This is a genomic window from Deinococcus metalli (assembly GCF_014201805.1).
GTDB classification, from domain to species: Bacteria; Deinococcota; Deinococci; order Deinococcales; family Deinococcaceae; genus Deinococcus; species Deinococcus metalli.
The window spans coordinates 122,744-136,815 of sequence record NZ_JACHFK010000001.1 but is presented as its reverse complement, the minus strand read 5'-3'; the positions used below and the strand labels follow the sequence as shown (position 1 = coordinate 136,815).

General features: G+C 71.9%; 14 protein-coding genes. 12 read left to right on the top strand and 2 right to left on the bottom strand.

Annotated elements, in window-relative coordinates:
• Positions 1–193 precede the first annotated feature (193 nt).
• Positions 194–1,183, top strand: a complete 990-nt coding sequence (locus HNQ07_RS00700) for a polyprenyl synthetase family protein (protein WP_184108854.1) — start codon at positions 194–196, stop codon at positions 1,181–1,183.
• Position 1,184: 1 nt separating this feature from the next.
• On the opposite strand, the gene HNQ07_RS00695 is transcribed toward HNQ07_RS00700, so the two are convergent.
• Positions 1,185–1,973, bottom strand: a complete 789-nt coding sequence (locus HNQ07_RS00695) for an N-formylglutamate amidohydrolase (RefSeq protein WP_184108853.1) — start codon at positions 1,971–1,973, stop codon at positions 1,185–1,187.
• Between the two features lie 50 nt (positions 1,974–2,023).
• Positions 2,024–2,842, bottom strand: a complete 819-nt coding sequence (locus tag HNQ07_RS00690; RefSeq protein WP_184108851.1) for a class I SAM-dependent methyltransferase — start codon at positions 2,840–2,842, stop codon at positions 2,024–2,026.
• Positions 2,843–2,970: 128 nt separating this feature from the next.
• On the opposite strand from HNQ07_RS00690, the gene recF reads away from it, so the two are divergent.
• From recF to HNQ07_RS00635, 11 genes are all read left to right on the top strand, one after another.
• Positions 2,971–4,074 (top strand): DNA replication/repair protein RecF, encoded by a 1,104-nt coding sequence (recF, locus tag HNQ07_RS00685; RefSeq protein WP_184108849.1) that lies wholly within the window; start codon positions 2,971–2,973, stop codon positions 4,072–4,074.
• A gap of 62 nt (positions 4,075–4,136) precedes the next feature.
• Positions 4,137–4,949, top strand: a complete 813-nt coding sequence (locus HNQ07_RS00680; RefSeq protein WP_184109799.1) for a DciA family protein — start codon at positions 4,137–4,139, stop codon at positions 4,947–4,949.
• Between the two features lie 176 nt (positions 4,950–5,125).
• Positions 5,126–5,767 carry a MogA/MoaB family molybdenum cofactor biosynthesis protein gene (locus tag HNQ07_RS00675; RefSeq protein WP_229831806.1) on the top strand — a complete coding sequence of 214 codons (642 nt, stop codon included), beginning with the start codon at positions 5,126–5,128 and terminating at the stop codon, positions 5,765–5,767.
• Entirely contained in the window at positions 5,764–6,552 is a 789-nt protein-coding gene (locus HNQ07_RS00670; RefSeq protein ID WP_229831807.1) for a hypothetical protein, read from the top strand. Before HNQ07_RS00675 ends, HNQ07_RS00670 begins: the two co-directional genes overlap by 4 nt.
• A 184-nt stretch (positions 6,553–6,736) precedes the next feature.
• A complete protein-coding gene (gene truD, locus HNQ07_RS00665) occupies positions 6,737–7,828 on the top strand; it encodes a tRNA pseudouridine(13) synthase TruD (RefSeq protein ID WP_184108844.1) in 1,092 nt (363 codons plus the stop codon).
• Complete coding sequence (locus tag HNQ07_RS00660; protein WP_184108842.1) at positions 7,825–8,202, top strand: hypothetical protein; 378 nt, start codon at positions 7,825–7,827, stop codon at positions 8,200–8,202. Before truD ends, HNQ07_RS00660 begins: the two co-directional genes overlap by 4 nt.
• A gap of 110 nt (positions 8,203–8,312) precedes the next feature.
• On the top strand, positions 8,313–8,648 hold the full coding sequence (locus HNQ07_RS00655; protein WP_260322694.1) for a DUF3293 domain-containing protein: 336 nt from the start codon (positions 8,313–8,315) through the stop codon (positions 8,646–8,648).
• Positions 8,645–10,390 (top strand): AlbA family DNA-binding domain-containing protein, encoded by a 1,746-nt coding sequence (locus HNQ07_RS00650; protein ID WP_184108841.1) that lies wholly within the window; start codon positions 8,645–8,647, stop codon positions 10,388–10,390. The genes HNQ07_RS00655 and HNQ07_RS00650 overlap by 4 nt, the downstream gene beginning before the upstream one ends.
• A 305-nt stretch (positions 10,391–10,695) precedes the next feature.
• A complete protein-coding gene (locus HNQ07_RS00645; protein WP_184108839.1) occupies positions 10,696–11,961 on the top strand; it encodes an ABC transporter substrate-binding protein in 1,266 nt (421 codons plus the stop codon).
• Between the two features lie 244 nt (positions 11,962–12,205).
• On the top strand, positions 12,206–13,159 hold the full coding sequence (locus tag HNQ07_RS00640) for a carbohydrate ABC transporter permease (protein WP_184108837.1): 954 nt from the start codon (positions 12,206–12,208) through the stop codon (positions 13,157–13,159).
• A 10-nt stretch (positions 13,160–13,169) separates the two neighbouring features.
• Entirely contained in the window at positions 13,170–14,021 is an 852-nt protein-coding gene (locus HNQ07_RS00635) for a carbohydrate ABC transporter permease (protein ID WP_184108835.1), read from the top strand.
• Positions 14,022–14,072: the final 51 nt, after the last annotated feature.

Sequence of the window (14,072 nt, the reverse complement as noted above, 5' to 3'; positions counted from 1 at the left end):
CGTCACCTGAACACGAGGAGCGAGGGGCCGCCCCCGAGCGGATGGGGCCACGTGTGATGGCGTTCGGTCAGGTGCTCGGTGGGACGCTTGGGCTTTTCAGGGCGTGCTGGATGTCATATCGGCCTGGGTACGGAGGCGAAACATCCGCCGCTGTCCAGAACGAAATACGTCTCAGCCGCTAGACTGCCGCTCGATGAGGGACGAACTGCTGTCGCGCGTGCTGTCGCTGCTGCCTACCGGCGGGGATCGTCCGGAACTGCGGGCCTACGCGGACATGCTGCGCGACTACCCCACGCGCGGCGGTAAAGGCATCCGCTCGGAGCTGCTGCTCGCCAGCGCGCGGGTGCACGGCGCGCAGCCGGGCACGCCCGCGTACGAGGGCGCGCTGTGGCTGGCGGCGGCGCTGGAACTGTTCCAGAACTGGGTGCTGATCCACGACGACATCGAGGACGACTCGGAGGAACGCCGGGGCCGGCCGGCCCTGCACCGCCTGCACGGCGTGCCCCTGGCGATCAACGCCGGCGACGCGCTGCACGTGTCCATGTGGGAGGCCGTGCTGCGTGCGGGCGTGCCGGGCGCCATGGAGGAGTTCCTGTTCATGATCCACCGCACGGCCGAGGGCCAGCACCTCGACCTGTCGTGGGTGGAGCATGGCGAGTGGACCCTGCACGCCGCGGACTACGTGCAGATGGTCGAGCTGAAGACCGCGCACTACACCGTGATCTCGCCGCTGCGGCTCGGCGCGCTGGCAGCGGGCACCGCACCGGAGATGGCCTTTACGGAGGCAGGGCTGGCGCTGGGCACCGCCTTCCAGATCCGGGACGACGTGCTGAACCTCGCGGGCGATCCGGCGCAGTATGGCAAGGAGATCGGCGGCGACCTGCTGGAGGGCAAGCGCACCATGATCGTGCTGCGCTGGCTGGAGGACGCCCCGGAGGAGCAGCGCCGCGTCTTCCTGGAACAGATGCGCCGTGACCGGCCCGCCAAGGACGCGGCCGTGATCGCGGAGATCCGCACGTGGCTGCTGGACTCGGGAAGCGTGGCGGACGCGCAGGACTACGCGCACGCACAGGCGGCGCGGGGCCTGACCCTGCTGGAGACCGCCTTCCAGGACGCCGCCGATCCGCAGGCCGCGCGGGAGCTGCTGGCGGTGCTGCGCGACCTCGCCACGCGCGACGCGTAGGTCAGGCCAGCAGGGCCAGGGCCGCCTCCGTGAAAACGGCGAAGGCGGCGTTCAGGGCGCGGATCGCGTCGTCCACCGGCTCTCCCCCGTCGCCCAGGTACAGGCCGGCGTTCAGCTCGATGCCGAAGGCGGGCACGCCGCTGCGCCGCGAGTGGGCCACGCTCAGGGTGTCGCTCTGCCACGGTTCCCCGATGGTCACGCGCTCGTAGGGGCTGGCGGCGATCACGTCCGCGAAGGCGGCCTCGCACGCGGCCTTCAGGGCAGGCCAGAGGTCGCGGGGGAAGGAGGGGGCGTCGTCCTCACCGGGCATCAGGCAGATGGCGGGGCGCGGCGTGCCCGTGTCGTGGCCCAGAGCCGGGCCGTGCGTTCCCATGCAGTGGCCCACGATCATCAGCGCCGCGCCGGGCAGTTCGGCACTCACCTGCCGGTCGAACGAGTCCCAGATCAGCCGCAGCCGCGCCTCTCGGGCGTCCTCGCTCAGCACAAAGCCGTCCGGGTACAGGGGCGTGCGCGTGAAGTCCACGAGCTTGACCACGCCGTTGTCCACCCGGTCGTCGCGGTCGCGGTTCAGGTCGACCACGAAGCGGCTCCACGCGGCGTTCACGTGCCGCGCTCCGGGCAGGGCGTAGATCAGGTCGGTGTACGGGTCGCCGTCCAGAAACAGGCGGCGCAGAAAGGCCGTGCGCGTGGACTTGTCCAGCGCGGCGTCGCCCAGCATGTCGCGCAGCACGTCGGCGGGCACCTGACCGGAGGAATGCGGCGTGACGATCAGCAGCGGGGAGCGGGACATGCGCGCAGGATAGTGGAGCGCCGGCCCCGCCCCCGGTCACGCGGCGGGGGTCAGCGGGTCACCTCGATCACCAGTGCCCGCATGCGGCCCTCGACGGGGCCATCCCCGTACTGCCGGGCCACGGCGGCGGCGACCACGTCGGTCGCGGCGGACAGGTCGCCGGGGTGCAGCGCCTCGATCTCGTCGCGCAGCGGGGTGCCGTGGCACAGGCCCTGAGCGACCGCGTGGGCGCTGGCCGCACGGCTGGGCAACTCCATGACCGTGACCGTGGGCGTGGCCGTGAAACCCGCGGCCGCGAGGTGACCGGCGATCACGGCCGGGTCGTGGTAGGCGTAGGGCACGCGGGCGAAGAAGCTGGGCGCGTCCACTCCATAATGTGCGGCCAGGGCGTCGTGCGCCGCCTGCGTGAACCCGTTGCCGGCCAGGGCGTCCCAGACGTTGAACAGCAGGTGCCCGCCCGGCCGCAGCACCCGGTGCGCCTCGGCCAGGGCGGCCGGCTTGTCCGGAAAGAACATCACCCCGAACTGGCACACGACCACGTCGCGGCCCGCGTCCGCCGCCGGCAGGTGCGCCGCGTCGGCCGGCTGCCACGTCACGCCGCGGGGGGTGCCGGCGCGGGCGGCCTGCTCCAGCATGGGCGGATTGAGGTCGGTGGCGAGCACCTCGGCGGTATCCGGGAGCACGGCGGCCAGCGCGCGGGTCAGGGCTCCGGTGCCGGCGGCGAGTTCCAGCACCCGGCCGGGCCGGTGCCGGGCCACGCGCCCGGCGAGGTCCGCCGCGTAGGGCGCGAACAGCAGGGGCACCAGCACGTCCTCGTACACGCGCGGCACACGTCCGACGAACGACTGATCCTGGCTGGATATGGTCACTCGACCTCCCGGAGCGCGCCGGGGCACCGGTGGGCGGCGGGGGCAACGTCCCCGGGCGACGCCTTCATCGTACAGCCACTCCGGCCGGCCCCACGGTCTGGGCGGGCGCGCCCCACTAGAATGCGCGGGTGCGCCTGGACTCGCTCTCGACCCTGAACTACCGGAACCTGGCGCCGTGCACGCTGCGGTTCCCGGCGGGCGTGACGGGCGTGTACGGCGAGAACGGGGCCGGCAAGACGAACCTGCTGGAGGCAGCCTTCCTGGCCCTGACCGGCCTGACCGACGTGACGCGCCTGGAACAGCTCGTGCAGCAGGGCGAGAAGGAAGCGTACGTGCGCGCCGACCTGGAGTCCGCCGGAGCGCTCAGCATCCAGGAGGTCGGGCTGGGGCGTGGGCGGCGGCAGCTCAAGGTGGACGGCGTGCGCGTGCGCAGCGGCGACCTGCCACGCGGCAGCGCCGTGTGGATCCGCCCGGAGGACTCGGAGCTGGTGTTCGGCGCTCCGGCGGGCCGGCGGGCGTTCCTGGACTCGCTGCTGTCGCGCCTGAGTGCGCGCTACGCCCAGCAGCTCGCGCGCTACGAGCGCACGGTCTCGCAGCGCAACGCGGCCCTGCGCAGCGGCGAGAGCTGGGCCATGCACGTGTGGGACGACGCGCTGGTGAAGCTGGGCCCGGAGATCATGCTGCTGCGCCGCCGCGCCCTGACCCGTCTGAGCGAGCTGGCCGCCAGCGCGAACACCGGGCTGGGCAGCCACAAGACCCTGACGCTGGACCTGGTGGAATCGACCACGCCCGAGACCTTCGCCGCCGATCTGGCCGCCCGGCAGGCCGAGGAGCTGGCGCGAGGCTCGACCGTGACGGGGCCGCACCGCGACGACCTGCTGCTCACGCTGGGCGGCTTTCCGGCCACCGAGTACGCCAGCCGCGGCGAGGGCCGCACCATCGCGCTGGCGCTGCGCCGCGCCGAACTGGAACTGCTGGCCGAACGCTTCGGCGAGCGGCCGGTGCTGCTCATCGACGACTTCACGGCCGAACTCGACCCGGCGCGCCGGGCCTTCCTGCTCGACCTGGCGGCCAGCGTGCCGCAGGCGGTCGTGACCGGCACCGAGCGTGCGCCCGGCGCGGCCCTGACGCTGCGCGCACACGCCGGACGCTTCACGCCCGAGGGCGAGCCGTGGGAGCTGCCGGACGCGCTGGACCTGACGCCGGACGCGCTGGTGGAGCGCGACGCGTGAGCGGTCCCTTCCGCAAGCCCGGCGGGCGCCGCCTGGGTGGACCGCGCGGCCTGGGCGAACTGATGGGCGCGACGCTGGGCACTGCGAAGCTCGCGCGCGGCGTGGGCCGGGCGCGGGCGATCCTGGCGTGGCCGCAGGCGGTCGGCCCGGAGATCGCGCGCCTGACCCGGCCGCGCACCCAGCAGGGCAGCGTGCTGTTCATCGAGGTGCGGGACTCCGCGACCGCGCACCACCTGACCATGCAGCGCCACCACTTCCTGAAAGCCCTGCGGGCGCTGCTGGGCGACGATTCTGTGACGGAACTGCGCTTCAGCGTCGGGGCGGTGCGCGAGGCGGTGACCGCGCCGCCCCCACCGGCCCTGCCCGCCCCGGACAAGGCGCGTGCCCGGCGTCTGGTGAGTGAGGTGCAGGACGACCTGCGCCCGGCAGCGCTGCGGGCGGCCGAGGCGATCACGCGCGCGCGCAAGTGGCGCGAGGCGCAGGGCTGGCGGCCGTGCCCGGTGTGCGAGGAACCCAGCGCGGAGCAGCCGTGCCGCGCGTGCACCCTGACCCTGGCCGACCCGAACGTGAGGCGCACGGCCCGCGCCCTGCTGCGCGACCCCGAGCGGTTGCCGGCCGTGGCCGAGGTGATCGGTGACAGCGGCTCGAACGCCGCGCGCCACCTCGCGCTGCGGCTGCTGGAAGGCCAGCTGGATCTGCTGGCGCTGGAATGCGTGCGCAGCGGCCAGGAGGACGGCTACCGCGAGTTCCTGGCGCAGCAGGCGGACGTCTACCTGTCGCTGATCCTGCGCCGGCCGCGTTCGGCGCTGCAACGCCGCGACCGCGTGAACCTGCCGGAGAACGCCCGCAACGTCCTGAACGCCGGGCGCGGGTAGGTGGCCGCGCTGGACCCCTGATAGGGGGCCGTGTCGTGGCGGGCGTTCCGGGCCGCGGAGTATGGTGACGCATGGCCGATGTCCCGCTCTTCCCTGCTGTCCCGGTTCCCGGTCCTGACGCCCGGACGGGTGAGTCCGCGCAGAGTCACCGTGACGCGGCGCCCCACTCGGCGCGGGTGGCCCTCGTCACCATCAGCGACACGCGCACCCCGGAGACGGACACCAGCGGGCAGTACCTGATGACCGAGCTGCGCGCCGCCGGCCACGAACTGGTCGGCTACCGCATCGTGAAGGACGACGCGGTGGAGATCCGCGCGGCGCTGGTGCAGTTCTCGCGCGAGGCGCAGATCGTGCTGTCGTCGGGCGGCACCGGCATCACCGGGCGGGACGTGACGGTGCCGGTGGTGGAGTCCATCCTGACCAAGCCCATTCCGGGCTTCGGGGAGCTGTTCCGCATGCTCAGTTACCAGCAGGTGGGCGGGGCGGCCATGCTGTCGCGAGCGGTGGGCGGCCTGTGCCGGGGCGCCGCGGTGTTCGCCATGCCGGGCAGCCTGAACGCCGTGAAGACCGCGTGGGAGGGCATCCTGCGCGACGAGCTGCCGCATCTGGTGTTCGAGCTGGAACGCCACGGCCAGCCGGGCGTGATGCCCACCGGCACCGAGGCGCTGCCGGCCGAGGCGGCGCCCACGCTGCCGGGTCGCGTGACCCTGGAGCGCCTGCCGCTCGCGCCGCTGCCGGGCGGCTTTCCGGCCGCGGGCACCGGGGGCGGCGCGGCCGCCGGCCTGGGACGCCACAAGAAGGGAGAGGGCCTGCCGTGAGTGCGCTGCTGCTGCCGCTGGAGCCGCTCGGACCGGTCAGCGGCGCCCTGGCGCTGTGCACAGCCCTGATCGCCGGGTACTGGCTGGGCCGCGTGGGGCGCGAGGCCCGGGCCCGCTTCCGGCCGGCCGTGGCGTGGTGGAGCGTGCCGGGCGTGGCGGCGCTGCTGGCGGCGGCCATCGTGGACGTTCCCGCGCTGTTCGGGGTGGGCGCGGCGGCGCTGCTGCTCTCGGAGTTCTGGCCGCACGCGTACCGCCCGTCGCGTGGGCGTCCGGCCTTCGCGTGGCCGGCGGTGGGCGCGGTGACGGGCGGCGCGCTGGCCGTGAGCGTGCTGGGGCAGCCGCCGCAGCCGCTGCTGCTGGTGCTCGCGCTCGCACTGCTGCTGGCGGGCGTGGCGGGGCTGGTGGCGTCGGCGCTGTACCCGCGCGCCGAGCGCCGCCCGGCGCTGGACTTCCAGACCCGCTGGAACACCACCGTGGTTCCTGAATGGCCGGAACTGGACGTCACGCTGACCGAGCGGGGCGCCCACCTGAAGAACGTGTCGCGCGGCAAGGTGCTGCTGGCGGGCTGGTCGCCGGCCGGCGTGAACGCGTGGTACCGCGTGCGCGGCGAGGACGGCCGGGTGCTCGCGGAGTTGCGGGCCGGGCAGGAAGCGCTGCTGCCGGTGTCGGCATGGGACAGCGGCGTGCGCGTGTGGTACGGCCGGGCCGGCGCGGACGCCCAGGCGCGGCTGTTCCGCGCCGACTGGACGCCGGCCGCCCGCGCGGCGGAACGCGTCCTGAACTGAGCAGCGCGAGAGACGAGTGGCGCCGGGCGGGCGATGGGGGTATCGAAGTGACTGCTCCTGCCCGGCCGACGCCGCGCTTGTGCCGTTCTGGACGGGATGGAGGGGTGCCGGGTCCCGCCAGGACTAGCTCACAGCGGGGTGGGGGTGGAGCGGCACTCTCACGCCGGAGGGGGGAGGCGGGCGTATGGTGGTCGGCATCGTGAGTCTGGTGTTCGAGTGGTCCGCCCTGCGCTCCCTGACCGCCGGAACCGGAACCGGCGGAGTGCTGCGCCGGGACCCGGAGGACTTCGTCGTGCAGGAAGTGCCCCTCTACGCGCCGTCCGGCGAGGGCGACTTCGCGTTCGTCGAGGTGCGCAAGACCGGCCACACGACCGCGCACGTGATCCGCGTGCTGGCCGCCGAGCTGGGCGTGCGCGAGAAGGATATCGGGGTCGCGGGCCTGAAGGACCGGCACGCGGTGACCACCCAGTGGCTGAGTCTGCCCGCCAAGGCCGAGCGGCGGCTGGACGGCCTGAACGTGGACGGTGTGGAGATCGTGCGCGTGACCCGGCACACCAACAAGCTGGGCCTGGGGCACCTGCGCGGCAACCGCTTCGTGATCCGCGTGCGGGGAGCGGAGGGACAGGCCGACCGGGCGCGGGAGATCATGGCGGCCCTGGTGGCGCAGGGCGTGCCGAACTACTTCGGGCCGCAGCGCTTCGGGCTGGGCGGCGTGAACGCCGAGGAGGGCGTGCGGGTGCTGCGCGGCGAGTCGCGGCTGAAAGACCCGCGCGTGCGGCGCTTCCTGACGTCCAGCGTGCAGAGCATGGTCTTCAACCGCGCCCTGAGCCTGCGGCTGGAACGCGGCGTGTTCGCGGGGCTGCTGCGCGGGGACATGGCCAAAAAACACGACACCGGCGGCGTCTTTCAGGTCGAGGACGTGGCGGCCGAGACGCCGCGGGCCGCGCGGGGCGAGGTGAGCGCCACCGGCACGCTGTTCGGCCGCAAGGTCCGCCCGCTGACCTTCGAGGCCGGCGATCTGGAGGACGACGCCCTGGCCGCGTTCGGCCTGCGACCGGAGGCCTTCGCCACGCGGCGCGGCGACCGCCGGCTGATCCGGGTGTTCGTGGAAGACGCCGCCGTCACGGACGAGGCGGACGGATACCGCGTGGCGTTCACGTTGCCGCGCGGCAGTTTTGCGACCAGCGTGTTGCGGGAGATCATGAAGACCGACGTCGATACCCTGGCTCCGGACGGGGACGGCGACGCGGACGACGACAGTGGAGGAACCGAGTGAAGAAGCGCGCCGTGTTGTGCCTGCTGCCCCTTGCCCTGCTGAGCGCGCGGGCGCAGGGTGCGCAGGGCCTGTCCGCCACCCTGAACCTCAAACTCATGCACGGCGGAGCGATCGTGCAGGGGCGCGTGACGGTGCCGAAATCCGACGACGTGGTGGGCGTGTGGAGCAGCATCGGGCGCGGGCGCCTGATGAAGTGCTCGCCGCGCTGCGTGGTGGTGGACAGCCTGCCGGTGGAGGGCAGTCTGCAACTCGGCGCCGACAGCGGGTACCGCGTGGTGCTGGGCGGGCGCCTCACGGCCGGGCAGAAGATCAGCCTGGTGCTGAGGCTGCGCGGCGGCCTGATCCTGAACGTGACCGCGCCGGTCATGCGCTGAGCAGCCCCCCCGACCCGGCGGAACTGCAGCGGGCCTTCCTGGGCGCCGCCTATGGCCCGCCGCAGGGCCGCTTCCGGCTGCGGGCGACCCCGGGCGAGCCGCCCGCGTGGATGAAGCAGGGGGCGTCGTGGGCAATTGTCACGGCGTGGAATCCGGGGGGTGTGCCGCAGCCGAGCGCCCGGAATATCGCGGCGGCACGCGAACTCGCCCGCGCGTGGGCCGGGCCGGCCGGACCTGTCGTGAATGGCGAGGGTGAGTGGGCCGAGGACGCCCTGCTGCTGCCGGCCGCGCGGCTGCGCGACGCGGTGGCATTGGGCCGGCGCTTCGGGCAGGCGGCCGCGCTGTTCGGCGTGGGCAGCCGCGCGGCCCTGGTGTGGCTCGACCGGGACGTGGGCGTGACGCGGGCGTGGGCGGTCCGGGACGACCCCTATACTGGTGTGCCGTGACGCAGGGGAGTGCAGGAGCGGTCTCGCCGGTGGGCGTGTTGCCTCCGCCCGGCCCGACATGCGTGCACCTGCCGCTGGAGGTCACGCCGCAGGACCTCGCGCGCTACGCGGTGGGCCTGGCGAACGCGCGCGGCGGCACGGTGCTGGTCGGCGTGGACCGGCTGACCGGCGAGGACGGGACCGGGCCGGGCGCCGGCGAACTGCACCCGCTGATGGTCACGCACGCGATCTTCGAGCTGTCCGGCGGGCGACTCACCGTGAACGTGCAGCACCACCGCCTGGCGAGCGGCGCGCAGGTGCTCGCGGTGTTCGTGCCGCAGGCGCCGTATGTCCTGGCCGCGCCGGACGGCAGCGTGACCGCGTGGGACGGCGCGCACCTCGTGCCGGTCACGGCGCCGGGGTCCGAGCCCGTGGCGGACCAGGACTACACGGCGGTGGTGCCGCCGGACGCGTCGTTGGCGGACCTCGATCCGGCCGAGGTCGCCCGGCTGCGCGGTCTGGGGCGGCGCACCCCGGCGACCGGCCTGCCCGACCTGGAGTTCCTGCAGGAACTGGGGCTGCTCGTGCCCAGCGGCGGCGCGCTGCGGCCCACGCTGGCGGCGATCCTGCTGGCGGGCACGCCGGCCGCGCTGCGGGCGCACGTGCCGCAGGCGGAGGTGTCGTACTACCACCACGTGGACGCCGGCGTGGACTTCCACTTCCGCGAGGACCTGCGCCGGCCCATTCCGGCGCTGCTCACGCGGCTGGCCGAGCTGATCCAGGCCAGAAACCGCTTCACGCCGGTGCAGGTGGGGCTGTTCCGCGTCGAGGTGTGGGACCAGGACGAGGCGGTGTACCGCGAGGCCCTGCTGAACGCCCTGACGCACCGCGAGTACCGCCTGCGGGACGTGGTGCACGTGCACCACCACCCGGACCGGCTGGAGATCCACAGTCCCGGCGGCCTGCCCGGCGGCATCACGCCGGGGAACATCCTGCGCCACCAGCCCAAGCGCCGCAATCCGCTGCTGGCCGAGGTGCTGGCCCGGCTGGGCCTGGTCGAGCGGGCGGGCGTGGGCGTGGACACCATGTACGCGCTGATGCTGCGGCATGGCAAGGAACCGCCGGAGTACACCACGTACCCGGACGCCGTGACCCTCAGCCTGCACTCGCCGGGCTTCGACGCGGACTTCGTGCGGTTCGTGGCCCGCAAGCAGGAGCAGCTCCAGACGCTCTCGCTGGACATGCTGATCGTCCTGAGCCTGCTGGCCCGCGAGGGCGAGGCCAGACGCGGCGACCTGGCCCGCGCGCTGCAACTCCCGGAAGACCGCACGCCCCGCCTGCTGCGCAGCATGGAGGAGCACGGCCTGATCGGCCGCTCCGGGGTGGGCCGCGGCATCGCGTACACCCTCAGCGCCGAGGTGCTGGCCGCCCTGGGCCGGTCCACGCCCGGCAGCCCGGACGACCCGGTACCGGATCGCCAGGTGGACGGGGGCGGCAGGATCACGGCCCCGCGTCTGCGGACCGTGCCCCAGCCACGCCCCATCTCGGCGGCGCCCGACCCGTCCGGACCGAGCGGAGCGGAGGTGCGCGCCATTGCGCTGGCACTGGCCCGCGAGCGAGGACGGGTGCGCAACGTGGACCTGCGCGACGCGTGCGGCCTGAGCACGCAGCAGGCGTGGCGGGTGCTGCGCCGCATGGTGCTCGACGGGTTGCTGCGCAAGCTCGGTACGGGCACCCGCGACGCGGCCTACGAGCAGGCCTAACCTCCGGAGGGGTCTCCCCTGACGGTCCGGAGCCCTTCACGGACCCGGCTGGCGACCAGTTCCGCAGCCTCCGAGCAGAGGTCCGCGATCCCCGCTTTGAGGGCGCTAGAACCAGGCGTGAAGATTCGCACACGGCGGGGAGTCGAGTGGTGTTGACCACCCGTTCTTGCCGGACGTGCCGTGGTCACGTTGACACCGCACACGTCGGGGTGTAGCCTCTTCACTACCAAACCCGTGTGAACGTGGAACCGCTTCCGAAATCCGGAGCGGGCCGGGGCTGAGCCCGGCACCCACGAGGAGGATCCATGAAGAAAGCCATCGCGCTCCTGACCCTCTCTGCTGCCGTCGCGTCGGCTGGCCATGCCAGCGCCGCCGGTGTCACCCTCACCATCGCCTGCGGCGCCGTGGGTCAGGAACTGGAACTGTGCAAGGCGGGCGCCGCCCGCTGGGCCGCCAAGACCGGCAACACCGTCAAGGTCTTCGAGTCGCCCAACCTGACCAACGACCGCCTCGCGCTGTACCAGCAGCAGCTCGCCGCCAAGAGCAGCGACATCGACGTGTACCAGCTCGACGTCGTGTGGCCCGGTCTGCTCGCCCAGCACTTCGTGGACCTCAAGGGCAAGGTGCCGGCCGCCGAGATCAACGCCCACTTCAAGGGCATCATCGAGGCCAACACGGTCGACAACAAGCTGGTCGCGCTGCCGTGGTTCACGGACGCCGGCCTGCTGTACTACCGCACGGACCTGCTGAAGAAGTACGGCTACACCGCTGCTCCCAAGACCTGGGCCGAGATGGCCACCATGGCCAAGAAGATCCAGGACGGCGAGCAGAAGGCCAACAAGTCCTTCTCCGGCTTCGTCTTCCAGGGCAAGAACTACGAGGGCCTGACCTGCGACGCGCTGGAATGGCTCGTCTCCTTCGGCGGCGGCACCATCGTGGACTCCAGCGGCAAGGTCACGGTGAACAACGCCAGCGCGGCCAAGGCGCTCGACACCGCCGCCAGCTGGATCAAGACCATCAGCCCCGCTGGCGTCACCACCTACGGTGAAGAAGAAGCCCGCGGCATCTTCCAGTCCGGCAACGCGGCCTTCATGCGCAACTGGCCGTATGCGTGGGCACTGGGCCAGAGCGACGACTCCAAGGTCAAGGGCAAGATCGGCGTGGCTCCGCTGCCCTCCGGCGGCGCGCGCAACGCGGCGACCCTGGGCGGCTGGCAGCTCGGCGTGAGCTCCTACTCCAAGAACCAGGCCGCGGCCATCGAGCTCGTGCGCTACCTCGCCGGCCCCGCCGAGCAGAAGATCCGCGCGGTCGAAGGGGCCTACAACCCCACCATCCAGAGCCTGTACAAGGATCAGGACGTCCTGAAGGCCAACCCCTTCTTCGGCAGCCTGTACAGCGTCTTCACCAGCGCCGCCGCGCGCCCCTCCGGCCCCACCAAGGGCAAGTACAACCAGGTCTCCCAGGCCTTCAGCACCGCCGTGAGCGACGTGCTGACCGGCAAGAGCAAGGGCCAGGCGGCCGTCGCCCAGCTCGCTACCAACCTTGCCCGCATCAAGGGCACTGGCTGGTAAGCCACCTGAACGGCCACGCCATCTGCTGAACACGGCGGGGGACGCACCCACCACGGGTTGTCCCCCGCCTTTCGTATAGATATCGGGTAGATATCCGGAGTGGCCAAGCACGCCGAACAGTGGCCGGACCGGGCGCGCCACACGCGCCAGTGGTATTGTCCATCACACCACATTCAATTGTCGCCGCGTCCGCTTCATCGCCCGTCCGCGTTGCACCGCCCCTCAGGTTGTCCAGGAGGCCACCATGACCACGAATGCCACCACCCCGACCCGCACGGTGGTCAAGACCCGGGGGATCGAGGCGGCCCGTGCCCGCACCGCCCTGTGGCTGCTGCTGCCGACCCTGATCGCCATCGCGCTCGTGGCCGGGTATCCCCTGTGGCGCACGATCTTCTTCGCGTTCCACGAGGCCAACCTGACCACGCCGGACCAAGTGCGCTACGTCGGCTTCCAGAACTTCTGGTTCACCACCGAGGACGGCGTCGGAATCGGCTTCCTGCAGGACCCCAAGTGGTGGCAGGCCGTGAAGAACACCCTGCTCTTTACGGTGGTGTCGGTGTTCATCGAGACGGTGCTGGGCATGATCATCGCGCTGGTCGTGAACAGCAACTTCAAGGGCCGCGCGTTCCTGCGCACCGCCATGCTGGTGCCGTGGGCGATCCCCACGGTCGTGTCGGCGCAGATGTGGGCCTACATGTACAACGACACCTTCGGCCTGATCGGCAACGGCCTGCTGTCGCACTTCAGTGCCGACGGCAAGGGCATCGCGCTGCTGGCCGACCCGGATAAGGCCGTGTGGGCGATGATCGCGGTGGACGTGTGGAAGACCACGTCGTTCATGGCGCTGCTGATCCTGGCGGGGCTCCAGAGCCTGCCGTCGGACATGTACGAGGCCGCCGACATGGACGGCGCGAGCAAGTGGACGCAGTTCTGGCGCATGACCCTGCCGCTGCTGCGCCCCGCGCTGCTGGTCGCGCTGGTGTTCCGCTCGCTGGACTCGCTGCGCGTGTTCGACGTGATGTACGTGATGCTGGGGCCGGTCACGTCATCGAGCACCTCCATGACCGGGTACGCCCGCCTGACCCTGATCGACAACTCGCTGCTGGGGATGGGAAGTGCCGTGGCCGTGGCGATCTTCCTGATCATCATGGTGATCGTCGTCATCTACGTCACCGCCTTCCGCGTGAAGTTCGACTGAGGAGGACGACATGAACCTGCAGCGCACCAACCCCACCCTGTACTACCTCCAGCGCACCGCGTTCTACGTGCTGGTGATCGCCATCACCGTGTACCTGCTGTTCCCCTTCGTGTGGGCGGTCATCACGTCCTTCAGCAAGGCCGGGAACCTGTTCCTGACGCCCGGCGCGTTCCTGGTGTCGCCCAAGACGCTCGAGAACTACGCGCAGGTGTTCAACAACCCGGCCTTCCAGCGCGGCCTGCTGTTCAGCGTGATCGCGGCGGTCGGCGCCGTGGCGATCAGCATCATCTTCGGGTCGTTCGCGGCCTACGCGCTGGGCCGCTTCCGCTTCGCGGGCAAGCAGGTCGTGATGTACATCATCCTGGCCGTCAGCGTGTTCCCGCAGATCGCGGTGCTGGGCGGGCTGTTCACGCTCATCCGCGCGGCCGGCGTGTTCAACAACCCGGTCGGCCTGATCGTGTCGTACCTGATCTTCACCATTCCGTTCACGGTCTGGGTGCTGACCTCCTTCGTGCGCGACATTCCGGGTGAACTGGAGGAGGCGGCGCTGGTGGACGGCGCGAGCCCGCTGCAGACGCTGTTCCTGGTGCTGTTCCCGGTGATGATGCCGGCGCTGGTCACCACCGGTCTGCTGGCGTTCATCAACGCGTGGAACGAGTACCTGTTCGCGCTGACCTTCACGAGTTCCAACCGCACCGTGCCGGTCGTGATCGCCAACTACTCCGGCGCGTCGCAGTACGACCAGCCGTGGGGGCCGATCATGGCGGCGAGCATCGTGGTGACGGTGCCGCTGATCATCCTGGTGCTGGTGTTCCAGCGCAACATCGTGTCCGGTCTGACCGCCGGGGCCGTCAAGGGCTGACGCGCCGGGACCACCATCACCGCAGGGCCGCCGTCCCACTGGAACGGCGGC